Consider the following 24,204-nt stretch of genomic DNA (forward strand, 5'->3'; position numbering starts at 1 on the left):
TAAGTGTCCCTATAGGCTTAGGTGAGAATTAATAGCTCTTTACTTGCTCCAAAAAGCTGTTGTAGTTGTTGCGGATTTCTTCCAGCGAATCGCCGCCGAATTTATCCAGGAATGCATTCGCCACTTCCCAAACAACAATGTTCTCCATAATCACGCCGGCTGCCGGTACTGCACAGGTATCGGAACGTTCAACCTGAGCTGTGAAGGCTTCTTTCGTATCAATATCTACGCTTTGCAATGCTTTATATAATGTAGAAATGGGCTTCATGACACCGCGGACAACAATGGGTTCTCCTGTTGTCATACCGCCTTCAAAACCGCCCGCACGATTGGAAGCGCGTTTGAACCCCTCTGCTTCATTGTACAAAATCTCGTCATGCACTTTGGAGCCGCGAAGCTTCGCCGCTTCAAAACCGATCCCGATCTCGCATCCTTTGAAGGCTTGAATGGAAAGAACCGCTTGAGCGATCCGGCCGTCCAGTTTACGGTCCCACTGTACGTGGCTTCCAAGCCCTACCGGTACACCCTCAATAATACACTCCACAATACCGCCCAGTGTATCACCGTCTTCTTTGGCAGCATCGATAGCGGCAATCATTTGAGCTTCAGCTTCTTTATCAACTACACGCAGAGGAGACTCTTCCGTAATACGGATCAATTCCTCCATCGGCAGCTCTTGTCTCTTCACTTCGATTTCACCGATGCGAATCACTTGGCTCGCAACTTTAATTCCAAATGCTGCAAGAAGCTGACGGGCGACTGCCCCTGTAGCTACGCGCATTGTTGTTTCTCTCGCGCTGGAACGCTCCAGAATGTTGCGCAGATCTCTTTGGTTGTATTTCAAGCCGCCGTTCAAATCGGCATGACCCGGGCGAGGACGATTCACACGGCGCTTCGTCTCGTCATTGCCTTCAATCGGTTCAATATTCATAACGCTTGTCCAGTGCTTCCAGTCATTATTCTCAACGACCAAAGCAATGGGGGCCCCTGTTGTTTTGCCATGTCTAACACCACCTACGATGTTAGCGGTATCTTTCTCAATTTGCATCCGGCGTCCGCGGCCATAGCCTTTTTGACGACGTCCTAATTGAAAATTTATCTCTTCAAAATCAATGTTTACGTTACTCGGAAATCCCTCGATGATCGCAGTCAGCTGCGGACCATGGGTTTCACCTGCTGTTAAGTATCTCACTTGGTTGTCCCCTTTCGTTCCTATCCAAAAAGCACATCGGCTAGCCTTCAGCACGCTTTAGCGCTTTTATGTACTCCATTCTTGTAATTATAGTATAGGTGCCCCCGTTTGACAAGAAACGAGGCAACAAAAAAAGACGCGCCATTGGCAGCATGGAAGCCGCAGCGGCGCATCCTTTTGAAGTTAGATCGTGCATTGCTTCATCAAACTATCCGTTCACCGAATGCTTAGAGAACACACGCACACTGTCAGCGAGTTCCGGATCGTTAACCATCCCCATAATTTGCATGGAATCAATGCCTAATATTTGGGCGCATTCCTGCATGGTTATAAAGCCTCTGCGGTATGCCATGATAACCTTTCTTTTGTCCATTGCGTCCTCCTAAGAGTTACTGGCGTAAGCGTGCTTAAGCATCTACTCCTCTTAGTATTGGAAATGTTGGGAAAGGTTATACCTGATCAGCCCTTTTTCATATAGAAAAACGTCTCGGCCGGCTCCAGCTGGTACTGCCCCGGGGAGAAAATTTGCTCGGTGCTGCCTACAAACAGAATGCCGCCCGGCTTCAGCGCATTCGCAAACTTTTGATACAGCAGATGCTTGGCCTCTTCTGTGAAATAGATCATGACATTGCGGCAAATGATTAGATCAAACTGCGTATCGAACGTATCCGTCAGCAAATTTTGCTTTTGAAACCGGATCGACCGTTTAAGCTCATCTGCAATATGAAAGGTTAAATTTTCCTGCTTATAATATTTTTTCAAATAAAGTGCAGGTACATCTCTGACAGAACGGTCGGAATAAATTCCCGTCTTCGCCTTCCCCAGCGCACCGTCGTCAATATCCGTCGCAAGTAAATGGGTATCCTGCAGCGCCTTTAGCTCCGCGAGGATCATAGCCAATGTATACGGCTCCTCCCCTGTTGAGCAAGCTGCACTCCATACCTTTAACCTGCGGTTATTGCGGAGCATTTGAGGGAGAAAATGTTTCTCCAACACTTCCCACCGATTCGGGTTCCGCCAAAATTCAGAAACGTTTATCGTCATCCGGTCTAGAAATTCATAAAATAAGTTCTTATCCTTGGTCATCGCCTCGAAAAAAGCAACAAAAGTATCGTAGCCTTTTTTGGTCCGTAACGTCGTTAAACGGCGCTTCATTTGAGCTTCTTTATACTGCGCCAGGTCAATGGATGTGTAATCCTTCACCTTTTTGATAAAAAGCAGAAAATCCTGATCCTCCATGCATTATCCCCGCCTTAAATCCACTGTTGAATCACCTTTGTATAGGAAACCAATTCCTGGTCACTGAAAAAATTAGCAATTTCACGACGTGCACTTTCAGGTGAATCCGAGCCGTGAATCAGGTTGAAATTCGTATGTACCGCAAAATCGCTGCGAATCGTTCCCGGTGCTGCATCCAGGGCACTCGTTTTTCCAATCATGGCTCTGGATAAAGCAATCACCTCGTCCCCTTCCCAAACCATGGCAAAAACAGGTCCTGAAGTAATGAAATTTACGAGTCTTTCAAAAAAATCTTTACCGAGATGCTCCCCGTAATGAAGCTCTGCCTGCTCTCTGGACAATTGCAAAAGCTTTGCACCGACAAGCTGGAATCCTTTTTGTTCAAAACGTTTAACAATTTCTCCGATCAGCCCCCGTTGAACTCCGTCAGGCTTGACCATCAGAAAGGTACGCTCCTTATTCATCTTTTCATTCCCCCTTTGAAGGTAAATATATCACACCATTCGTATGCAGAACAGTCTTTAGTAGGATCGGTTACCGATAAAATGGGCCACCCCGATCAGGTCCTTTTTGGCCTGAATATTGGGAACGCCGTCCAATGCGGCAATCGCTTTATCAATATAGCGCGAAGCCAGCTGCTCCGCTAATTGGATTCCTCGGCTGCCCCGGATCATTTCGATAAAATAGCTTACATCGGTCTGGCCATCCGCCTCCTGGATTCGATTCAGCTCCTTGAGTACGGGTTCACGCAAATGCGGTTCCCTTAAAGCGAAAATGACCGGAATCGTAATATTGCCCTGCTTAATGTCGCTGCCGGGAGGTTTGCCGATTTCTTTCTCCGTACCGCACAAATCAAGCAAATCGTCCCTCACCTGAAAGGCCATTCCGACGTTGTAGCCGAAGGAATACAACTTTCTGGCGATAGCATCTTCCGCGCCTGCCGCAATGGCTCCAAGCTGACAGCTGATAGCAATAAGCAGCGCAGTCTTCCTCTTGATGCGCAGCAAATAATCTCGAACCGTCTGCTCCGCATGAAAAAAGAATCGGATTTGCTCCATCTCTCCGATGCTCATCTCGACGATAGCTTTAGATAAGATTTGATGCACCGCCGGGTTCGGAAGCTGTGTCGCAACACTCAGTGCTTTGGCAAATATGTAATCGCCCGTGTACATTGCAATCCGGTTATCCCACTTCGATCTTACCGTCAGCTGCCCGCGGCGGGTCAATGCGTCGTCAATTACATCATCATGAACCAATGAAGCCATATGTATTAATTCCAGTGGCACCGCCACATGCTTGATCTTTTCCAGATCATAAGTACCGAATTTAGCCCCAAGCAGCACAAAAACAGGCCGAATCCGCTTGCCTCCCGCTTTTAACAAGTGAAGGGATGCTTCTCGCAGCAAGGCGTGGTCGCTGTCTATGCTGCGTTCCAGCTCTTTCTCGATATACGAGATGTCTTTTTTTAATTTGGCGTACAAATCGATCAGTTTCATTCCGTCACCTGTGTCACAGATTTATCTTTCCATAATTGTATCGGCACTTCTTTGTGCAGGAAGCCTAACTCCCATGCATAGCGGTAATACAGCTTCAGACCCGCCCACTGCTCTGGCCCGAATTCGTAGACTAAGGTTGAAAAATATCGTTCCCAATATTGTTTGGTTCCACCAAGCAATTGTTGTGCGTCATGAACAAGGGAGCCGACGTCTTTTAGCGATTTCTGTTTACTTTCGATAAAGGCATTGTAAATACGGTGTACCCGGTCCGGCTGTTCTTCAACAAGCTGCTTCCGAATGGCACAAACCGCAAAGGATATCCACTGCCCTGTTTGCTTGGTCCATTCATGAGCAAGATCCGTGACCATCCATCCATGCTCTGTCCAGCTTTCCCGTATCGCATGATCCCCAATAAGCAAGGCTGCATCTGAAGAACTCATCATATCTATCAGCACCGGTGCCGCATCATGGTACGAGGGTCGAACGTTGTAGAACTTTTCCAGAATGATCTTGAGCAGATTGACGGAAGTAGCAGAGGTTGTAGGCAACGCTATCGTCGCATCACCAAGCTGATCCAGCGGTTTTCGATGAAACAATAGAATCGATTGAACTTGATCGAAAGCACTGACCGATAAATCGGGAAACAGCATATATTGCTCGAAATGTTCGCCATACGCAAATGAAGAGATAGGACCGATATCAATCTTTCCGCGAGCCATTGCAGCGTTCAGCTGCGTCGGAACTTGAGTTATAACCTCCAGTTCACCCTCAAACCGGCTCATAGGAAAATAATAAAACAACGGCCACACATTCGTAAAATCAATCCGGCCGATGCGAATCGCTCTGTCCAAGCTGCTCATCGGGCATCCCCCATCTTTTGTACAATTGATGCTCGATCTGCATCATGTCCAATACTTTGCCGACCATAAAATCAACGATATCCTCCAACGTCTGAGGTCCTTGGTAAAAGGCAGGCATAGCCGGAATGATACGGACACCCATCCTGGCCAGCTTCAGCATGTTCTCCAGGTGGATCGCATGCAAGGGCGTTTCTCTCGGAACAAGCAGCAAAGGCCTGCCTTCCTTCAGCATGACATCCGCGGTGCGCTCCAGCAAATTATCCGAAGCACCGTTCGCAATCCCGGATAAAGTACCCATTGAACAGGGGATAATGACCATGCCGCCGGTACGAAATGAACCGCTTGCCGTACTTGCGCCGATATCTTGAATCGGATGATATTCGAACGTACCGGGTTGTCCTCCAAGGTTGGCTTCAAGCGTCTCTTTCCTTCGGCTTGCGTCCCATCCCAGCTCCTCTTTCAGCACCCGCCAGCCTGCATCCGTAACCAACAAATGGATATGGAGACCTTGAGAAAGCAAGAAGCGGCAAAGTCGAACTCCATAAGCCGCCCCGCTCGCGCCGGTAATTCCGATAACCCATGGCTTGCTCATTTGTGCAGCACCACCAAATCAATCAGCGTAAATACAAACACCGCGATACTAAGCGTACTGTTCAAAGTAAAGAAGGCTGTATTGACTCGCGTCAAATCCTTCGGATTCACAATTTTATGCTCATAGAACAGCAGTCCTAACGCAATGATAACACCTGTCAGATAGAGCCAGCTTAAATCGGTCAAATAAAACAACGTCAAGAAACCGATAGCGGTAATTGTGTGAAACCAACGGGCTAATCGAAGTGCCCCGTTCACGCCGAAACGGCTTGGAATGGAATGTAACCCTTCCTTACGGTCAAAGTCCACATCCTGCGTAGCATAAATGATATCGAAGCCTGCGGTCCAAAAAGCTATGGCAATATAGAATACTATAGCGGGCAATGTAATGCTGTTCGTTACCGCCACCCATCCGCCAAGCGGTGCCAGACCGATGGTCAGCCCGAGTATAATGTGACATGCCCAAGTAAAGCGCTTCGTATAGGAGTAAAAAACGAGAAAAAAGACTGCTATCGGAAGCAGTTTCACAGCTAACGCGCTTAAGTTGGATGCCGCCCAAAACAATAATGTGAAGGAAATCACAATAAATATGATGGCTTCTTTGGATGAAATCAGGCCCGCAGGTATAGCTCTCATCGCTGTGCGGGGATTTTTGGCATCAATCACCTTATCAATAACCCGGTTCAGCCCCATTGCTGCACTTCGGGCTCCTACCATCGCCATAATAATCCAGCCGATCTGCCCCCAGCTGGGAAGCTTATGGAATATGACCATCGAGCCGAGCAGCGCCCCCATAAAAGCGAAGGGTAATGCAAATAACGTATGCTCCACCTTGATCATTTCCAAAAAAATCTTCATTTTCTTCAACAGCATTGCTCTCCCACTCCCATTCCTATTCCGCTTCCTGCTTCTTGATGCCGATATGAAGTGCTGCGATGCCTCCGGTAAGCGGATAAGCTTGAACATGGGTCAACCCTGTATTTCTGAAAATGTCGGCCAGTTGCTTATGATCAGGAAAATGGATTAACGATTCCGGCAGCCATCTGTACTGCTCATAACGTTTGGCAATCAGTTTGCCCATTAGCGGTAAAATGTTTTGAAAATAAAAATAATAAAGGCCTTTAAACGGCTGCCAGGTTGGTTTGGACAGTTCCAAGGATACAACCATCCCTCCAGGCTTGACAACCCTCTGCATCTCCTTGATTACTTGCACCAGATCCGGTACATTGCGAAGGGCGAAGCCGATTGTAGCGTAATCAAATGTATTATCTTCGTAGGGAAGCTGCATGGCATTGCCCTGTACCAGCTTAATTTGTCGGTCCAGTCCCTCTTCATGAATCTTTACAGCACCATATTCGAGCATGTGTTGGCTGAAGTCCAAACCAACCATCGCTCCGGTACCGCTTGCTTTTGCAAGACTGATTGTCCAGTCACAGGTGCCGCAGCACAAATCGATAGCCGTACTGCCCGGTTTCACCTGCATTTTCTTCATCGTGAAGTTTCTCCAAGCCTTATGTCTGCGGAAACTCAAGATGTCATTCATCAAATCGTATTTGGGTGCTATGCTTTCAAACACCGAATGTACAAACTCTTCTTTGGATTTCGTTTTCGATTGCACAGGGTTCACCTCATATTTCTTCCATCGCTTTAGGTGTCGAGAGGTAGCGCATAAACGGTTCTCCAATTTGCAGAAGCTCCTTGCCCAATTCCTTCGAATCCAGCGTCTGCAGCTTGTCCTGCAGCTGCTTCATACTTGCATTCAGCATCTGATAAAGCTGTGGTGTAATTTTGTATTTTAGCCAAATGGATCTTAGCTTGGACGGGTCTGTTTCCTCCGCCTGGAGATGCTTTTTCTCTTCCTTGGAGGCTTGCTGCATAATATGCCAGTACCCCCAGCCGTCTCTGTATTGCTGTGCCGTTTCACTTCTGTTAATTTCTTGCATCAGTACCTCGCACTGTGTAAACAGCCGAAGTATCTCCGGCCATACGCCATGCACGGATTCCTCCATAAACCCGGCGAAAGCCATAAAAAGCTGCGTTTTGACTTCTACCGTTTGCTTTATGTAGTCGTCCGCCGACATCTTCAGCTGCTTCATCAGCTGGTACAGGTTCATCTTCAACCGGTTGGCTTCACAAATTGCATTTGAAATAATCCCGATCAATTGTATATGCCCTGCATGTGAGAGTAAATAGTAAAATCTGCCGCTGAAATAATCCCCTGCCAACACTTTGAGCTGTCTTGAACGAGAGGCCCTCATCTCTTTGACATTATTGTTAATGCTGACCATATCATGGGTGTCGAGTCCCATTTGAACGAGTGTGGTCACAAGGGTAAACAGCTCGCTGTAATTAGAAAACGTACTGTGCTTGCTTAGAAAGGCATATAACAGCCGCGCTCTGTAATCTGGAAAATGGGGCAGATCCGTATGCTTGGTAATCATGTCATATTCCATATATTTTTGAGCCATTTCCGGTATCCGATAAGAATTCATAGTTAGCCTCCGAACCCATACAAAGAATCACGATATCTCCATCCAAATTATTATAGCACAATCGGACGAATGAAGCATAATAGATGTTTCAACTTTTTATCTCATAACGTTCCTGCCATTTAGAGGTGTAGGTCATCCGAAAGTGTGACTGAAGATAGGCCTCCATTTCGTCCTCACTCTGCGTGGAAGGCTGGTTGTCACTGGGCAGCCACTTCTCTCTTCTTGCATCCGTTGCGATCAGCAGCGAAGCGGCCCTTCCGCTGTCCTTGGAGCTATCCATCACCCTCACAAGCACTTGATTGACATTGGTTGAACGTTGAAACAAGCTGCGCGGCAGCTCATACAAATCCTGTACAATTTCCTTCTTGCCGCTGGAAGGCGAGGCAAGCAAATCAACGGAAATGATCGCATGACTGACCTCGACTTTACGGATTCGAAGGTGCAGCTGCGTTTTGCTCATCACATCGACAATATTGGTTTCCGTGACCGGTTGTGCTTGAACAGCACGAAATACCGATGAGCTTCCCATACGCTCCAGCTGCGGCAGCAAGGAAAGCGCAACGATGAGCACAACCGACAGCAAAGTGGTTAACAGAAGACGGGCAACCCATTTCATCGGACAACTTCCTCCTTCACGAGGGTGAATGCTTGACCGAAAATCCCTCTTCTATCATTGTACAACGAAAAAAAGCAGGCTATGCCTGCTCGGATTGAGAAATTATTCCTCTGTATTGATCACGCCGTATTTCGTCATGACTACAGCCTTGCCACGAATTTTAACGGCTGATGTATGCGCTGTGAACTGGGCGATCATCACTTCGTTCTTGTCCAGCTTTTCCGTATGATGAAACCGGGTATCCTGCCCGCGTGTCATGCCGATAACATGAACCCCGTTTTCCTTGGCTTTAATAACAAAATAGTCGCCTTGATTCTGGTTTTGTCCCTGGTTTGCGTTCTGGCCCTGATTTTGCTTGTTAGCATCCATAGTGTCTCTTCCTTCCTGTCCCAATGTCACTTATTAGTTATGATGCAAAAAAACAAAAGGAATGTCAACAGGCCAGCCTCTCGGCACTGCACTTTACCTGACCGATTTACCAAGAAAAATGGCCGCCTTCTTAGGCAGCCATTGTATCCGTAGCATATTTAGTATCTTTTTTGCCCTCATAAAAAGATTTGAACCAGCTTGGCAGCAGCCTGGAGCCGTAGTTGATAACCAGATCAGCCAGCTTCACTGTACCATAGGCAAACGCCATACCGGCAAACACATCGAGCACCCAGTGGATTTGCAAATACATGGTGGAGAAAATAATGGATGCGCAATAAGTAACCATCATGTATTTGAAAATGCGGTCCTTTTCACGCAAGGCCAGCAGCAGCATCGCAAACGAGATCGAAGTGTGCATGCTTGGGAAGCAGTTCATCACGTTGACAAGCATTTCATTCTCCGTAGCGAAATTACGCCCCAGCAGGTCCGGCTGGCCTTTCACCCACCATACCTCACGAAGCAAAATCAAATTATAAAACGGCAAAATCAAAGGAAATTGCATCAAATGGCCGGAAAGAGCGTAAGATAGCATTTTCTTCATGCTTTTTGTCCAGAAGCTGCGAACGATGCAAATCCATAGTGACAATACGAACCCGTAATTGTAGATCCACACGAATGCTTTATCAAGAGCAGGCGTATTAAAAGCTCTCGCCCAGGCTGCGTTATTGAGCGGAATGCTATTCATTGCGTTATCCCAGGTCCACGGATGACGGTTATTTTCAAACATCCAGTTCGCAATTTTCCACCAAAAACCGTTCCCTGTACCGTAGAAATAATAAAATACCCCAAGCATAGGAATACCAAATACAAAAAAACGTTTCCAATCCACATCTATTTGATCTTTACGGACACCTAACAAACAGACCAATAATAATACCCAGCACGCGGAACTCCAGCCTCCGGCAACACCGATGCGCCAAATTAAAAAGATCGAAACGATTATTCCATACATCGTCCAATCGTTAGACTGCAGCCATAATTTTGTTTTCTCTCTCACTCTAGTTAATCCCCCTCATAAGGTGTCAAACCGTTTAAATCATCGTCAACTCAGTATAACAAAAAAAAAGGCGTATGGCTTCATAAAATTTTAACATTTGTGTGCATGGAATGCCACTGCAAAATCATGAATTGACCTTTGGTAAGCAGAGGATACAAAAGAAAAAGACACCGCTTGAACGATGTCTCTTCCATGGTCGGAGTAACACGATTCGAACGTGCGACCTCACCCACCCCAAGGGTGCGCGCTACCGGGCTGCGCCATACCCCGATTCGTATTTACGAACAATTCATATTATAAATTGGAAGCCGTTTCTTGTAAAGAGTCTATGCTCATAAAAAACACCCGGAACCTCAGGAGGCTCGGGTGTAGTTCGACTCAAGTATAACAGTTCATGTTATGTAGAAAAGCTGCTATTATTGAATTCCGTCTCTCAATGCTTTCCCTGGTTTGAAAGCAGGGATTTTGCTGGAAGGGATTTCGATTTCTTCGCCAGTTTGCGGGTTACGTCCTTTACGAGCGGAACGTTCACGAACTTCAAAGTTTCCGAATCCAACCAGTTGTACTTTATCTCCACCTTGCAAAGCTTCAGAGATCGCTTCGAAAACAGCTTCAACCGCTTTCGTTGCGTCCTTCTTGGAAAGCTCGCTTGTTTCTGCCACTTTGTTAATCAATTCAGATTTATTCATGCCATTCACCTCCCCCCAAAGAAATTGCTATCTCGTTACTCTCTTTGTTAACGGAAATGTTCTAAATTATACATAAGCCTAGTGCAAAACCGAACAAATCAAGTTTATAGTAATACACCAGTGCCACTTTTTCAAGTAAAAACAAAAAAATGCACCCGATGGAGTGCATTTTAAGGGGTTATTGTGACGTGTATTACAGAATAATAGCAATGAGACCGCCGGAGCCTTCATTGATAATCCGGCCGAGCGTTTCCTGCAGCTTGTATCTTGCATTGTCCGGCATCATGGCAAGCTTGCCCTGAATGCCTTCGCGAACGATGGAATGTAAGGATCTTCCGAATATATCCGACTCCCACATTTTGAGCGGGTTGTCCTCGAAATCCTGCATCAAGTAGCGGACAAGCTCCTCGCTCTGCTTCTCCGTACCGATGATCGGCGAAAACTCCGATTCCACATCGACACGTATCATGTGTATGGACGGTGCTGTGGCCTTCAATCTCACGCCAAAGCGGGAGCCTTGACGGATAAGCTCCGGCTCCTCCAGAGCCATATCCGCAAGCGTAGGAGGTGCGATTCCATAGCCCGTCGTCTTCACCATCTCCAGCGCTTCGGCAAAATGGTCATATTCGCGTTTGGCATGGCTGAAGTCCTGCATCAGCTGGAGCAAGTGATCCTTGCCGCGAATCTCCACGCCAACGACTTCCATCAAAATCCGGTCATACAACTCATCTGGAGCATACAAATCGATTTCTGCAACGCCCTGCCCCATGTTCATACCCGCTAAGGCTGCTTTATCAATAAAGTCATATTCCTCGAATTGAGCCACGACACGGTCCACATCCCGAAGTCTGCGAATGTCCTGAACCGTTTCGCGTACGGAATTTTCGAAGTGGGAGCGAAGCCAGTGATTTTCCTCAAGCACCATCACCCAGCTTGGCAAGTTCACGTTCACTTCATGGACAGGGAATTCATACAATACCTCACGAAGCACGGAAGTCATATCATCTTCATTCATATTGGCCACGCTCATAGCTACAACAGGAATATCATGCTGTGCCTGCAGCTGACTGCGAAGCTCCTGGGCGATTTCCCCATTCGGCTTGGTAGAGTTAACGATGACGATAAACGGCTTGCCGACCTCTTTGAGCTCGTTAATGATTCTTGCCTCTGCATCAACATAGGATGAACGCGGAATTTCAGCGATCGAACCGTCCGTTGTAATTACGACACCGAGCGTGGCGTGCTCTTGAATCACTTTGCGAGTACCAATCTCGGCCGCTTCCTGGAACGGAATGGCTTCATCAAACCAAGGGGTGTTAATCATGCGCGGGCCGTTCTCATCCTCATAGCCCTTCGCGCCTTCCACCACGTAGCCTACACAATCCACCAGACGTACATTGACATTCAGTCCTTCAGCCACATGCAGCTGCACTGCATTGTTCGGTACGAATTTCGGCTCTGTCGTCATAATGGTGCGGCCCGCAGCGCTTTGCGGCAGTTCATCCGTCGCCCGGATTCGATCTGATTCGTTCTGAATGTTAGGCAACACGATAGACTCCATAAAGCGCTTGATGAACGTTGATTTCCCAGTACGGACCGCTCCAACGACCCCCAGGTAAATATCCCCGCCAGTACGCTCTGCAATGTCCTTAAAGATATCCACTTTTTCCAATGAGAATCCCTCCTACAGGTTGTTTAAGACGAAACTCGTACCCATGCTTTCTGGACTAGTAAAAATATATGTACTAGCAGACGAATTATGATGAAATATTGTCTTTTATTTATGAATCACTCCTTAGCTTATCGCGGCATCTCGCGCCACAGGTTCATCTCTATGAGAATATATGAACCAAGAGGAGGGGTTATTCTTTGCAAAATAAAAAAACCTCTATCTCCCTTTTATTTCAGGTTGATAGAGGTTCCATTCTCACTTCAGCGAAGGTGTAGGCTGTCCGTTAATCCAGTGATAGGCCACCGTCCGGGCCGGAACGAAAAACGATTCCTTTACTAACAGCTCTCTTAGATCCTGCGTGGCGTTGAGCCCGCTTTGAAGCGATTTTTTATCAATTAGTCGCATGAGCTCTTCCGTGTAATCTATCGATACTTGTCCATTCTCGTCCATGAAGAAAGGAAGCATCACATTCCTTGTATACATACTTTGCGCCTGCACAGCCTTTTTGTTCATTTTGGCAAAATCGACCCGATAATAAGAAGGCGCGATTTGCTCTCCTAACGGAAGTTTTCCGAAATTTTTGGAACGAAACTCGTCGACCAGCTTTTGCACTTCTACTGTAAGCTGAAAAGAGGCCAGATCCATCATTTTTACAGTCGGCTTCGTTTCAGCATCCACAAGCACGTACATGGCGCTGCCGCCGTTTTCAAACGCATTGGCCGGCACATTGCTCAGTACGCCGCGCTCCTTCATCTTTTTGAAGTCAATGGGGTATTTCTCATAAAGAGGAGTTGTTTCCTCACTGTTTTTGATGGGGAGCACACCGGTTTTGGCATGGTACTGATCCACTGCGTTTTGAACGACGACAACATATTCACCTGTAGCGACCTGATTTTCTTTTCGCATTTCATTCGGATACATGCAGCCTGCACTTAGGACACACAACAATAGAAGCATCCAGGCTGCACTTGCTTTTTTCCATCCCTTCAAATCCCTTCCTCCTCCTGCTGTCTTTCCAGCTGCTTTCTTACCGCCGCCTTCAGCGGGTCTTCGGGCAGCTCCGCAATAACATGACCGACAACCTTGGCTTGGCAAGCAAGCCGGTATCCTTGTTCCTCCAGCCCGCCAAGCTTTAGCCGTTCATTCTGGTTCATCGGTGCAAGCCCGGCTGGATCCGCCACACGCACTTTGCACATTAAACATGCGGCTTTGCCTCCGCATCTCGTACGAATTTGAACCCGCACCTTGCGGGATGCATCCAGGATGGTTGTTCCCGGTCTCACTTCAATCGATTTGCCGTCAGGCACGAAGGTCACTCTTGCCCCCATCATTCGGCGACTCCTTTCCTGCCGACCGGCCCATTCCCCGCAACAAGTTCTCTTAGCCTGGCATCCATTTCCTCAGTCCAGCAATGACGAATCAACAGTTCTTCCAAGACTCCGGTCAGGCCCGGCTCCTGATTTCGCGCTTGGATCACCTGTGCAATACTCTCATAACGGTCAGGCCTATTTCTTAATACGTTAAATACAAGCTCATGCTCCAGAGGCATCAGCCTTACTGTGTCTAATGAATAATCGGTGCCATGAGGTAAACCTGCGTAATGATGAAACAAATAAGCCGCCTCCACCTTGTAGAAGCAGCCGTAAGCCTTCACCTCGAAACCGCCCACAAGCTCTACTTTCACATCATGAATTACATAATGGCTTAAGACAGAACGATACAAGCCGGAGCGATCCTCTGTCTGCTCATCTATCGAATAAGCGGCTAGAGCGGCATGAATCACCTTTGCCCCTTCATCATCAGCGTAAATATCCAAATCTCTGGGCGCTGCATCAAGCGGTACTCCCTGCAGAAGCAGGCCCGTGCTGCCACCAACCAACCAGGGGACACCAAGCGGTTCAAGCCGCCGCCGGATCGTCGCCAGCGCTTCTATAAGCTTGTCCATCATCTCCATACCAGAAACCCCTTTTCCAGGCAAAGCATACCCTTAATGAGAAAACCTTTATCAAGGCCTCTCGAGGTGAGCGACCGCGTTAAGCGGTAGGTTTTATCGCCAAATATAATTTCCACATCCGATGACCTCGGAAGCTTTTAAATTCTATTGTGGTTAAAAATAAGGCTTATGCGTCACCGTTACCACTCCCAATTGTTTCACAGCTGCCTGACAGGCTAAACGAAAGCCTTGCTCGATCTCCTCCGGCTCCAGCCTGTCCAGCTCCGCGTCCGTAGGTTGATTGAGGAATTCCATACCCTCCGTGACCAAGCAGCGGCAGCGGGCGCAGGTCCCTCTCGTACAGGAAAATGCCCAATCCACCTGATGCTTCATTGCCAAATCCAGCAGTGTCAGCCCTGTATCCGGCTCAACCTGCTTTTGATTTTTACGTCCTTTAATAGTAATCACGATGCCCTGCGCCCCCGGTTTACAATATAGATACAATCATATAAAGCAGAATAGGTAAAAACAGCATAAACGCGACCATGGAAAGCACGATGCGGAGCACTCCCTTGGTTTTGCTGCGCGCAAAACTAATCAGGAAAGATGCAAGCACCATAAGTCCGATCGCAATAAACGACGCCCACATTTTATCCATCGGTGACATGTAACGACCTCCCTAATGAAGCGCCTTACTTATGTAAGGTCATTCTTCGATCCCCAAAATATTCTAAGCTATTATAGCACAAAAAAAGCACAAGCGCGCCGTATGGCTGCCTGTGCCATGAAACTGTTACTTTTTACTGATCATTTTCATAAGCTGTTCCATACTGTTGCCGTTCATTTTGCTGCTCTTGATCGCTTGAATGAGTTCATTCATCGTCGATTCAGAAACCGGAACATTCACGAGTCCGGAAACCTGCTTAATCAACTGCCTCAGTTGGGCATCGCTTTGCATGGTGGAAGGCTTCACGCCACTGGCCAGCTTGTATATGTCCTTTTCACTGACGCTTTTACCGGTTTTCTTCTTAACGACGTTCAGTACGTCCTTGGACATGTTTTTATTGGTCACTGTCCTGTCCCTCCTTAGTCATCTAACTGCCAAGAAACTGGCTGATGAGTCTAAGGTATTTTATGAACAGAAGCCCTAAGCCGTGTAGGCGGTTGTCTAACCGAACCACTTTGTTTGAACAGGCTTGGCTACCTCTTCAATCTCATGAGTCCGCCCGCGGCCCATCAGGTCCTCCACAGCTGCCTCCGGCGATTTGCCTTCGAACAAAACCCGGTATAATTCATCCGCTATCGGCATCGTCACATCGTATTGACGCGATAAGGTATAGGCGGCTTGGGTCGTCTTCACACCCTCAACTACCATTCCCATCTGCTTCAACACTTCTTCCAGCGGATGCCCTTGCGCCAATAAATAACCTGCCCGCCAATTGCGGCTGTGCTTGCTCGTGCAGGTTACAACCAGATCACCAATCCCTGCCAAGCCTGCGAAGGTAAGGGGATTGCCGCCCATGGCCGTTCCCAACCGGGAAATCTCAGCGAGCCCCCGTGTCAAAAGTGCGGCTTTGGCATTATCGCCGTAACCCAATCCATCTGTCAGCCCGGCGCCAAGGGCAATGATATTTTTCAAAGCACCGCCGACCTCAACCCCAACGACATCCGGATTCGTATAAACACGGAAGTAGTTATTGATGAGCAGATCCTGCACCGCATCGGCGGCCTGCTCTGAAGCTGAGGCTACTACCACCGTCGTAGGACACTGCCGGATGACCTCCTCCGCATGGCTTGGTCCCGAAAGCACGACAATTCTGGAAGCGTCGTAATCGGGCAGCTCGTCGGCAAGCACGGATGACATCCGTTTCAGGCTTCCCGTTTCAAAGCCTTTGGTCGCATGGACCAAAAGCGTATTCTCAGTAAGATAAGGTCTAATTTGTACAGCTACATCACGCATGGCCGCAGAAGGAGCAACGACGAAGACAGCATCCTTCCCGCTTAATGCCTCCTGGATTGAGCTTGTGGCACGAATTCTTGGAGATAACAGCGCATCCGCCAAAAAACGATGGTTCCGATGCTCCCCGTTGATTTCCGCAACCTGCTGCTCATTTCGTGACCAAAGCGTTACGTCCAAATCATTATCCGCCAATACAGAGGCAATGGCCGTTCCCCAGCTTCCGGCAACCAGCACCGATACTTTATTGGCCAAATCTCAACACCCCCGATCATTTTTTGGAGCCGATTTTGTTCTCCTGACCTTTAATAAGCTTTACAATATTGGTCCTGTGACGGAATGCTGCGAATGCAAAGAGCAGCAGGCTTAACCAGAATACTTCCTTCGGATACCCCATAAACCAAATAAGAATAGGTAAAATTGCAGTAAGTAAAAGAGATCCGAGGGATACGTAACGGGTCAATGCAATGGTAAGAATCGCCACAATACCTGCATACACTACCGGCATGGGAGCCAAGAAGAGCATGACTCCAATTGTCGTCGCAATGCCTTTGCCGCCCCTGAAACCGAAATAAATCGGCCAGTTGTGTCCGGAAATAGCGGCTAGACCGCATAAGGTTTCAACAAGCGCATCTCCGCCGGACAGCCATCGGCCGATCCAAACAGCAACCAAGCCTTTCACTGCATCCAGCAGAAGCACGGTAATGGCGGGTCCTTTACCAAGAACCCGCAAGGTGTTGGTTGCACCGGCATTGCCGCTTCCGTGATTACGAATGTCAATACCTTTTAGTAATTTCCCTGCCAAGTAACTAAAACTGATTGAGCCTATTAAATACCCTATGATTATGGGCACGACGAACCACACGGGTCATCTCTCCTATCATTATTCATCATCCGAAGATTTTTTGCGTGTAAACAGACGAAGGGGTGTTCCTTCAAACCCGAAAGCAGCCCGAATTTTATTTTCCAAATAACGCTCATAGGAGAAATGCATCAGCTCCGGATCGTTTACGAAAAGGACAATTGTCGGCGGCTTCACCGATACTTGGGTAGCATAATTGATACGCAGTCTTCTTCCCTTATCCGTTGGAGGCGGGTTGATCGCTACGGCATCCGAAATGACATCGTTCAATAAATGCGTCTGGATACGCATCGCATGAGCTTCGGCCACCTGATTCACGACCGGAAGCAGCTTGTGGAGCCTTGATTTCGTTAATGCGGAAAGGTACACGATCGGTGCGTAGGTCATGAACAAGAAATGATCGCGAATTTTTTGTGTAAACTGCTGCATGGTTTTATCGTCCTTATCTACGATATCCCACTTATTTACAACAAAAATGGCCGCTTTCCCTGCATCATGCGCATAGCCTGCAATATGCTTATCCTGCTCGATAATGCCCTCTTCCCCATTGATCAACACCAGAACCACATCGGCGCGTTCTATCGCTTTGAGAGCCCGCATCACGCTGTACTTCTCCGTATTTTCGTATACTTTACCGCGTTTACGCATCCCTGCTGTGTCGATAATGACATACTTCTGATCGTCTTTCTCAAAAGGTGTATCGATGGCGTCCCTTGTCGTACCCGCTACGTTACTTACAATAACGCGTTCTTCGCCTAGAATGGCATTCACCAAGGATGATTTCCCTACGTTCGGTCGTCCGATGAGCGCAACACGAATTACTTCTTCGCCATACTCATCGTCCTTGGTGTCCGGAAAATGCTGAACTACCTCATCCAGCAAATCGCCCAGACCCGTTCCGTGCGAGCCTGAAATACCAAATGGCGTGCCGAAGCCTAAGCTGTAAAATTCGTAAATATCGTCCTGACGCTGGATATTATCAATTTTGTTTACGGCCAAAACAACAGGCTTCTTGGAGCGGAACAGCAGCTCGGCTACTTCCGAATCATTAGGGGTGATCCCCGCTTTCCCGTCCACCATAAAAATAATTACATCCGATTCCTCGATGGCAAGCTCGGCCTGTACGCGCACCGATTTGAGAATCTCGTCTTCTCCATCGATTTCAATCCCTCCGGTATCAATCACGCTGAATTGGTGATCGAGCCATTCTCCTACTCCATACAAACGGTCCCGGGTCACACCGGGCATATCTTCTACAATCGCAAGTCTGTCTCCGATAATACGGTTGAAAATCGTTGATTTCCCCACATTCGGACGACCGACAATAGCAACAACGGGTCTTGCCACTAGACTTCATTCCCTTCCTGGCTGCACAAACCGCACATACCGACAACTTGAAAAATTACACAACTTACATCATAGCATTTGCCTGCTGTGAAATCAATGGAATGGCGCTGCATCCTATTATTCCGGCGAGCCTTTATGATCAACTAATATCATCGTTCCGTTCTGCAAATCATGCGCTGACGCATCCAAAATTTTTTCCAGCTTAAAAGCGACCTTCTGCTGCTCCTCCGCATTTTGTACGATAAAAATCGGTGCCCCGCCGGCTACCTGCGATTTATCTGCCGTTACTACAGCCATGATTTTACCCATGTTATGCCCCTTCCTTTCCCGCTTGCTGTACATCCGCTTCAGAAGGCATCCTCACTGCGCTTTCAAGTACAGGGGATTGCAGCAGTACCTTCCGGGCTTTCTCCACGTCCATTTCTTGAGGCAGCAGAAACACAGCAAGCCTGCCATCGGCCATATCCAGCTTCGCCAATGGGAGCAAGGATGGCTCACCCTCGTCACGATAAACGCCCAGGATGGTCGAAAGATCGTGAAGCAGCGCTTGCCGCTGGCCTATATTCGCGATAGTCACGCGGCAATTTTTATTTTTGGGGATGAGAATGAGACCAATCCCCCGCTTGCGAATAATTTCACGCGTGTCATCCAAACCGACATTCATAATATAAATATCATTCACATACAGGTTCGGCCCGTCCATCCGAACGTTTGCCGTTTGTACATCCGCAATATGATGAATACTTTTGCCCGATTTGAAGTGGTTTGTAATCAGGATAGCAATGATCCCTGCAACAATTCCCCAATACCATGCGAGAATGATACTGAACAAGGCGGTAACGAAGGAGGTGAAAATGACCATGTAGTTTCGGCCTTCAAATACCATCGCGATCCCTTCAATGTATGTTGCTCCTCGGGGAACCAGCTCCATACTATCGATTTTCGATAAGGTTTGCCGCTCCATATTACGAACATCCCGAAATTGCTGCGCAGCAACGGTTAGAAACGTGACCGCCGTATAATTTTTATCCAGCAAAGAGGGCACCGCTACGGAGCCGAGTGCCGCTGCAATGACCCCGAGTGAAATATGTATAATTTTCCCGTGAGGATAGGTCGGGTATTGGCGATAGTCCGTTCGCAGCATGCTAAGCCGAGCCAGCATTCCGAATACGGCACCCAATACAATGCCGACCGTATACTTCTGATCTATAATCCAATGCAGCATAGATTCGTTCCTTTCTTATTCCCGGCCACCGCTTCGGCGACGAATTCCTTGAATAATCCACTGAATGCTTTTTTTACAAGACGTGACAATGCCAGCTAAGACCAGTGAAATGCCCCTTGCCAAAAAAACAGTCAACCACCAACGATCCTGAAATGCCAAATTGCCTAATTGAAACCCAATGTGCTCCCGATGCAGGTAGCGGTAATAAGTTTCACCAATCAGCAGCCCCATGGACGCCACAGCGATTTGGACAGCTGTATTACGTGTCATAAAGCTGACTAAAAGGGCAACGACAAGTGCGATGGAAGTATCCTGGTTAATAATCACGAGAAAAGGCACCAGATGCAAGGCTTCCAGCATAAAAAAAGTAACGGAACCCAATAAAATGCCGATGGATATCAAATGAAGTCTATACATTTGGCCATGCGCACGCCACAGCGCTCCAATAATAACTAGGCATAGCAGCAAAATGATGGGACTGCATTGTCCGAAAGCAAACACAAGCGGAAATTTCATCCCAATGATCCATGAGACAAAAAAAAGAAGTATGACCTTATTAGTTATACCTCTTGAAATGGAGTCTTTCCAGCCGCTTGCGAACAAAATCAACGTCACAACCATCAATACTAATGACAAATATCCTGAATTCATTCGCACCACCTAAGAAGCATCGTAAAATTGTAGGTAAGCTTCCCTTTCGCTTTACTCGCTTCTTAGTATGGCTAGATTATGTAGTTTTAATCAAACCTGTTCGATTTGCAAAGGTTTGGATTGAAATCCCCCTTGCACTGCACCATTCTGCCGTCTGCCCGGTAATCACCAGAGGGTGCTGCCAAAGCTCCGCAATAGTCTGCGCTCCCATAGCAGTCATCACGAGTCGAAGCTCTTCGTGCATCCGTTCAATTTGTTGAATGAGTGCCTCTCTTCCGTTGGAACGAAGTGTTCTAAGAAAAGCCCCTGCCATGCCAACGGCCGACGCGCCTAATGCCAACGCTTTACACGCTTCCATTGTTCCTTGTATGCCTCCAGAGCCTATGAGCGACATGGCAGCAGGTGTCCCCTTCCCTATCGAAGCCGCCAAAGCGTTCGTCGCTTCTATGAGGGATACCGCTGTCGTACAACCCCATTCATTGAGCCAATCCATAGGCGACGTGCGGCGTGCATTTTCTATGGCCGCAAAATTCGTTCCGCCAGAGCCCCCGACATCTATGACGCGAACTCCAGCCTGACACAGCAGCGAGATACTTTCCCTTGTCATGCCGAAGCCCACTTCTTTTACAATAAGAGGCACTCTCAAATGCTCTTGAATAAGCCGGATCCTCTCCAGCATGCCTTGAAAGTCACGGTCCCCCTCAGGCATGATGAGCTCCTGCATCACATTCAAATGAATTTGAAGCGCATCGGCTCGGAGCATCTCAACCGCTCTTTCGGCTTGTTCCACCGCAGCCTCGCTGCCCAGATTGCCAAATACGAATCCGTTCGGATTCATTTCTCTCACGACCCGGTAGCTTGAGGCTACCTCCGGGTTTTTGATCGCAGCCATTTGTGAGCCAACCGCCATCGCTAGCCCGGTTTCCCGGGCTGCAATAGCGAGATCCCGGTTAATTTCCTCCGTCTCGTGAGCTCCTCCGGTCATCGCATTAATAATAATAGGCGAGCTCAGATTGAGCCCGCCTATTATGGTCTGTAATGAGATGAGCCGCGTTGAGGATTCAGGAAGGCAGTTGGGAACGGGCTTGATATCAGAGAAGCCTTGTTCTCCGGACTGCCCAAGATTCAGAGCATGATGAACATGCTCCATTTTCCTAGGTATTCGCACCATGATTCCTCATTTCATCGCAGCATAACTTATTTAAATTTACTCAGCTTATCGCCAAAGCGTTCGCCAAGCGTCAGGTTCAAGCCTTGGTTTTGATATTCCTCGGCAATGACAGTTTCTTTCGGTTGACGTGCAGGACGGTCGGATTTTGCAGATGGAGCCGGAGCTTCAGGAGCCTCTTCCGTTTCTTTAATGCTCAAGCTGATGCGTTTCTCATCCGTGTTCAGATCCAACACCTTCACTTGAACCTCTTGTCCTTCTTTCAATACTTCATGAGGCGTACCAATGTGGCGATGTGCGATTTGGGAAATATGCACCAAACCTTCAACACCAGGAGCTACTTCAACGAATGCGCCAAACTGAGCAAGACGCTTAACCGTACCTGTCACGATATCGCCTACGTTGAACTTCGAGCTTACTTGCTGCCATGGTCCAGGCTGAGTAGCCTTAATGCTCAGGCTAATTCGCTCATTAGCAGGATCCAGCTTCAAGATTTGCACCTTCACTTGATCGCCTTCTTTAACTACTTCGGAAGGCGTTTCAACATGGTGCCATGCCATTTCGGAAATATGCACCAAGCCGTCAACACCGCCGATATCAACGAATGCACCGAATTGAGTCAGGCGCTGCACAGTGCCTGTTAATTCCTGGCCTACAGAAAGCTGGGAAATAACATCCTTCTTCTTGGCTTCGAACTCTTCATCCAGAACATCCTTTTGGGAAAGGATAACTTTGTTCTTCTCACGATCCATTTCTTTCACGCGAAGTCTAAGTGTACGGCCTTTGTAATCGCTGAAATCTTCAACAAAATTGCGCTCTACCATCGATGCGGGAACGAATCCTCTCAACCCTACATCTACAACAAGTCCGCCTTTAACCACTTCGGCAACCTTTGCTTCAAGAATCGTTTTGTTTTCCATATCCGCTTGCAGCTGATCCCATGCTTTCTCGCTATCGACTACACGCTTGGACAGCACGAGCTTTTCTTTATTATCATCAATAGTCAATACTTTCAACTCCACATCTTGTCCTACTTGAATACCTTCGCCTGCACTGCCAAGATTTACGGAAGAAAGCTCGCGCACAGGAATGACGCCATCATACTTATAACCTACGTCAACGAATGCTTGATCATCGTCGACTTTAATAACTTTACCTTTAACGGTATCTCCCTTTTTCAGTACCGATACATTTGCCATGGATTCCTCTTGGGATAACTCTTGCTGCGCTTCTTCTGCTTGTAAGTTTTGTTCCACTTTTGTTTCCTCTGACATGGTTCAATACCCTCCTTGATTAGCAACCCTCAACCAATGAAATATTAGTTACAATTGCTGCTATCGTATATAATTTACCAACGTATAGAAAATACGCGGTCAATTGTTTTTTTAAGTATTCCACAATTTATCATTTCGATTCGTACTGTTTTACCAAGGCCCGAATCTCGCCCATAATCTTGTCGGTAGCCTGTTCCAAGCCTTCTGATCCCAACTCGGCGAATTCACTGATATCCACCGGCTTGCCGTATACAAGGGTCATCCGTCGGAACAGCTTGTAGCCGCCGACAATGCCTGCAGGGACAACGGTCGCACCGGACTTCATGGCCAGCATAGCGGCCCCTTTTTTCCCCATGCCTCCTGCATTGTTACGAGAGCCTTCCGGGAAAATACCAAGAATCTTGTTCTCCTGCAGCAGCTGCAGCGACAAACGGATGGACTCTTTGCTGACGCCGCCCCGTTTTACAGGAAAAGCACATATTCTAGGCAGCACCCAGCCCAGAACCGGAACATCGAACAGCTCCGCTTTGGCCATATAATGCACTCTCCGTCGAGTAAGCGGACTTCCTAATAGCGGCGGATCAAAATTGCTTGTGTGGTTCGCACACAATATGACAGGCTTTCCTTCGGGAATATTGTCCATACCGACAACTCTCAGCCTGTACAATACGCGGAACAAGAAATGGAATGTTGCGCGCAGCGTAGTGTAAAGCATCCTACTTCCCCCCGCCAACCTTGGATCTGCACAGCCCTAAAATATGCTCTACGACTTGCGGAATCGTCATGTTCGTCGTATCCAGCAAAATGGCATCGGCGGCCTGGACCAGGGGAGAGGTTTCCCGCTGTTCATCCATTCGATCCCTAGTAGCAATTTCATGTTCCAGCTGCTCTAATGTCACTTCCGAGCGTTGATCTTGAATTTCTTTAAAGCGTCTCTCGGCACGAATTCGTACGCTGGCTGTCAAGAAAACCTTCAGCTCGGCATCCGGAAGCACATGACTTCCAATATCTCTGCCGTCCATCACTACGCCTTTATCAGCAGCGAGCCGCTTCTGTTTATCTGTCAAGATGCGACGTACTTCGGCTATCTGCGCGATTCGGGAGACATTCCCGGTGACTTCAGCCGAACGGATGTCGGACGTCACCTCCTGATCATCCACGAAAACCTGCTGTCCCTGATCGCCAGGCGCCAGTCGGATATCCAACCGTTCAGTGAGAGCGATCACTTCCGATTCCTGATCCGGACTCAAACCGGAACGAAGAACACTCCAGGTTACTGCTCTATACATAGCCCCTGTGTCAACGTATACAAACCCTAACGCATTGGCAACAAGCCGGGCGATCGTGCTTTTCCCTGCTCCTGCCGGGCCATCTATAGCAATATTAAATTTGTCCAAAACACGGGCCTCCCAGCAATAATAAATAACAATGATGCTTTTGTAGAATACAGACCCTGCCTGTGATCGAAGAAAATTATACCATAGGTAAGAGAAAGATTGCAAAACGCAAACCGT

31 protein-coding genes and 1 tRNA gene are annotated in these 24,204 nt (G+C 47.8%); all 32 read right to left on the reverse strand.

Annotated features, from left to right (window positions below; all coding sequences use genetic code 11):
• Positions 1–28: 28 nt before the first annotated feature.
• The 32 genes from aroC to cmk all read right to left on the reverse strand — a co-directional run bounded on the left by aroC (position 29) and on the right by cmk (position 24,087).
• On the reverse strand, positions 29–1,192 hold the full coding sequence (gene aroC, locus CF651_RS02935; RefSeq protein WP_094013312.1) for a chorismate synthase: 1,164 nt from the start codon (positions 1,190–1,192) through the stop codon (positions 29–31).
• A gap of 208 nt (positions 1,193–1,400) precedes the next feature.
• On the reverse strand, positions 1,401–1,565 hold the full coding sequence (locus tag CF651_RS32140) for a hypothetical protein (RefSeq protein WP_179232655.1): 165 nt from the start codon (positions 1,563–1,565) through the stop codon (positions 1,401–1,403).
• An 86-nt stretch (positions 1,566–1,651) separates the two neighbouring features.
• Entirely contained in the window at positions 1,652–2,431 is a 780-nt protein-coding gene (locus CF651_RS02940; RefSeq protein ID WP_094013313.1) for a CheR family methyltransferase, read from the reverse strand.
• Between the two features lie 14 nt (positions 2,432–2,445).
• Positions 2,446–2,895, reverse strand: a complete 450-nt coding sequence (gene ndk / locus CF651_RS02945; protein WP_094013314.1) for a nucleoside-diphosphate kinase — start codon at positions 2,893–2,895, stop codon at positions 2,446–2,448.
• A 57-nt stretch (positions 2,896–2,952) separates the two neighbouring features.
• The gene (gene hepT / locus CF651_RS02950) at positions 2,953–3,927 is read right to left on the reverse strand and encodes a heptaprenyl diphosphate synthase component II (RefSeq protein WP_094013315.1); all 975 of its coding nucleotides are present in this window, start codon (positions 3,925–3,927) and stop codon (positions 2,953–2,955) included.
• Positions 3,924–4,787, reverse strand: a complete 864-nt coding sequence (locus tag CF651_RS02955) for a menaquinone biosynthesis protein (protein WP_094013316.1) — start codon at positions 4,785–4,787, stop codon at positions 3,924–3,926. Before CF651_RS02955 ends, hepT begins: the two co-directional genes overlap by 4 nt.
• Positions 4,747–5,379: a UbiX family flavin prenyltransferase gene (locus CF651_RS02960; RefSeq protein ID WP_094013317.1), complete on the reverse strand. Its 633-nt coding sequence runs from the start codon at positions 5,377–5,379 to the stop codon at positions 4,747–4,749. Before CF651_RS02960 ends, CF651_RS02955 begins: the two co-directional genes overlap by 41 nt.
• Entirely contained in the window at positions 5,376–6,248 is an 873-nt protein-coding gene (locus CF651_RS02965) for a UbiA-like polyprenyltransferase (protein ID WP_094013528.1), read from the reverse strand. The genes CF651_RS02960 and CF651_RS02965 overlap by 4 nt, the downstream gene beginning before the upstream one ends.
• Before the next feature lie 22 nt (positions 6,249–6,270).
• Positions 6,271–6,996 carry a demethylmenaquinone methyltransferase gene (locus tag CF651_RS02970; protein WP_425436184.1) on the reverse strand — a complete coding sequence of 242 codons (726 nt, stop codon included), beginning with the start codon at positions 6,994–6,996 and terminating at the stop codon, positions 6,271–6,273.
• Between the two features lie 10 nt (positions 6,997–7,006).
• Positions 7,007–7,870 carry a heptaprenyl diphosphate synthase component 1 gene (locus CF651_RS02975; protein ID WP_094013319.1) on the reverse strand — a complete coding sequence of 288 codons (864 nt, stop codon included), beginning with the start codon at positions 7,868–7,870 and terminating at the stop codon, positions 7,007–7,009.
• 88 nt (positions 7,871–7,958) lie between these two features.
• Entirely contained in the window at positions 7,959–8,486 is a 528-nt protein-coding gene (locus tag CF651_RS02980) for a hypothetical protein (protein WP_094013320.1), read from the reverse strand.
• Positions 8,487–8,588: 102 nt separating this feature from the next.
• Positions 8,589–8,855 carry a trp RNA-binding attenuation protein MtrB gene (gene mtrB / locus CF651_RS02985; protein ID WP_094013321.1) on the reverse strand — a complete coding sequence of 89 codons (267 nt, stop codon included), beginning with the start codon at positions 8,853–8,855 and terminating at the stop codon, positions 8,589–8,591.
• A gap of 130 nt (positions 8,856–8,985) precedes the next feature.
• Entirely contained in the window at positions 8,986–9,912 is a 927-nt protein-coding gene (locus CF651_RS02990; RefSeq protein WP_245855646.1) for a phosphatase PAP2 family protein, read from the reverse strand.
• Between the two features lie 193 nt (positions 9,913–10,105).
• Positions 10,106–10,182 (reverse strand) — tRNA-Pro (locus tag CF651_RS02995).
• Positions 10,183–10,328: 146 nt separating this feature from the next.
• A complete protein-coding gene (locus CF651_RS03000; RefSeq protein ID WP_094013322.1) occupies positions 10,329–10,601 on the reverse strand; it encodes an HU family DNA-binding protein in 273 nt (90 codons plus the stop codon).
• A gap of 193 nt (positions 10,602–10,794) precedes the next feature.
• A complete protein-coding gene (gene spoIVA, locus CF651_RS03005) occupies positions 10,795–12,273 on the reverse strand; it encodes a stage IV sporulation protein A (protein WP_094013323.1) in 1,479 nt (492 codons plus the stop codon).
• 255 nt (positions 12,274–12,528) lie between these two features.
• Positions 12,529–13,263, reverse strand: a complete 735-nt coding sequence (locus CF651_RS03010; RefSeq protein WP_245855648.1) for a hypothetical protein — start codon at positions 13,261–13,263, stop codon at positions 12,529–12,531.
• On the reverse strand, positions 13,260–13,601 hold the full coding sequence (locus tag CF651_RS03015; RefSeq protein ID WP_094013324.1) for a 2Fe-2S iron-sulfur cluster-binding protein: 342 nt from the start codon (positions 13,599–13,601) through the stop codon (positions 13,260–13,262). Before CF651_RS03015 ends, CF651_RS03010 begins: the two co-directional genes overlap by 4 nt.
• Entirely contained in the window at positions 13,601–14,227 is a 627-nt protein-coding gene (locus tag CF651_RS03020; RefSeq protein WP_179232656.1) for a nucleotidyltransferase domain-containing protein, read from the reverse strand. Before CF651_RS03020 ends, CF651_RS03015 begins: the two co-directional genes overlap by 1 nt.
• Positions 14,228–14,380: 153 nt before the next feature.
• Complete coding sequence (locus CF651_RS03025) at positions 14,381–14,674, reverse strand: 2Fe-2S iron-sulfur cluster-binding protein (RefSeq protein WP_094013325.1); 294 nt, start codon at positions 14,672–14,674, stop codon at positions 14,381–14,383.
• Positions 14,675–14,693: 19 nt separating this feature from the next.
• A complete protein-coding gene (locus CF651_RS03030; protein ID WP_094013326.1) occupies positions 14,694–14,873 on the reverse strand; it encodes a DUF2768 family protein in 180 nt (59 codons plus the stop codon).
• A 126-nt stretch (positions 14,874–14,999) separates the two neighbouring features.
• Positions 15,000–15,263: a stage VI sporulation protein F gene (locus CF651_RS03035; protein ID WP_094013531.1), complete on the reverse strand. Its 264-nt coding sequence runs from the start codon at positions 15,261–15,263 to the stop codon at positions 15,000–15,002.
• A 111-nt stretch (positions 15,264–15,374) separates the two neighbouring features.
• Positions 15,375–16,418: an NAD(P)H-dependent glycerol-3-phosphate dehydrogenase gene (locus CF651_RS03040; RefSeq protein ID WP_094013327.1), complete on the reverse strand. Its 1,044-nt coding sequence runs from the start codon at positions 16,416–16,418 to the stop codon at positions 15,375–15,377.
• Between the two features lie 16 nt (positions 16,419–16,434).
• Positions 16,435–17,028 (reverse strand): glycerol-3-phosphate 1-O-acyltransferase PlsY, encoded by a 594-nt coding sequence (gene plsY / locus CF651_RS03045; RefSeq protein WP_179232657.1) that lies wholly within the window; start codon positions 17,026–17,028, stop codon positions 16,435–16,437.
• Positions 17,029–17,046: 18 nt separating this feature from the next.
• Complete coding sequence (gene der, locus CF651_RS03050; RefSeq protein WP_094013328.1) at positions 17,047–18,372, reverse strand: ribosome biogenesis GTPase Der; 1,326 nt, start codon at positions 18,370–18,372, stop codon at positions 17,047–17,049.
• Between the two features lie 117 nt (positions 18,373–18,489).
• The gene (locus CF651_RS03055) at positions 18,490–18,681 is read right to left on the reverse strand and encodes a capping complex subunit for YIEGIA (RefSeq protein WP_094013329.1); all 192 of its coding nucleotides are present in this window, start codon (positions 18,679–18,681) and stop codon (positions 18,490–18,492) included.
• Position 18,682: 1 nt separating this feature from the next.
• Positions 18,683–19,597, reverse strand: coding sequence for a YIEGIA family protein (locus CF651_RS03060; protein WP_094013330.1), 915 nt, complete (start codon positions 19,595–19,597; stop codon positions 18,683–18,685).
• 15 nt (positions 19,598–19,612) lie between these two features.
• Positions 19,613–20,248 carry a YphA family membrane protein gene (locus CF651_RS03065; RefSeq protein WP_094013331.1) on the reverse strand — a complete coding sequence of 212 codons (636 nt, stop codon included), beginning with the start codon at positions 20,246–20,248 and terminating at the stop codon, positions 19,613–19,615.
• A 76-nt stretch (positions 20,249–20,324) separates the two neighbouring features.
• A complete protein-coding gene (gene fni / locus CF651_RS03070; RefSeq protein WP_179232658.1) occupies positions 20,325–21,419 on the reverse strand; it encodes a type 2 isopentenyl-diphosphate Delta-isomerase in 1,095 nt (364 codons plus the stop codon).
• Positions 21,420–21,445: 26 nt separating this feature from the next.
• Positions 21,446–22,690, reverse strand: coding sequence for a 30S ribosomal protein S1 (gene rpsA, locus CF651_RS03075; protein WP_094013332.1), 1,245 nt, complete (start codon positions 22,688–22,690; stop codon positions 21,446–21,448).
• 130 nt (positions 22,691–22,820) lie between these two features.
• The gene (locus tag CF651_RS03080; protein WP_094013333.1) at positions 22,821–23,405 is read right to left on the reverse strand and encodes a lysophospholipid acyltransferase family protein; all 585 of its coding nucleotides are present in this window, start codon (positions 23,403–23,405) and stop codon (positions 22,821–22,823) included.
• 1 nt (position 23,406) lies between these two features.
• Positions 23,407–24,087, reverse strand: a complete 681-nt coding sequence (gene cmk, locus CF651_RS03085; protein ID WP_094013334.1) for a (d)CMP kinase — start codon at positions 24,085–24,087, stop codon at positions 23,407–23,409.
• Positions 24,088–24,204 lie beyond the last annotated feature (117 nt).

Origin of the sequence: Paenibacillus rigui (assembly GCF_002234615.1) — a bacterium.
In the GTDB taxonomy this organism is placed as follows: Bacteria; Bacillota; Bacilli; order Paenibacillales; family NBRC-103111; genus Paenibacillus_S; species Paenibacillus_S rigui.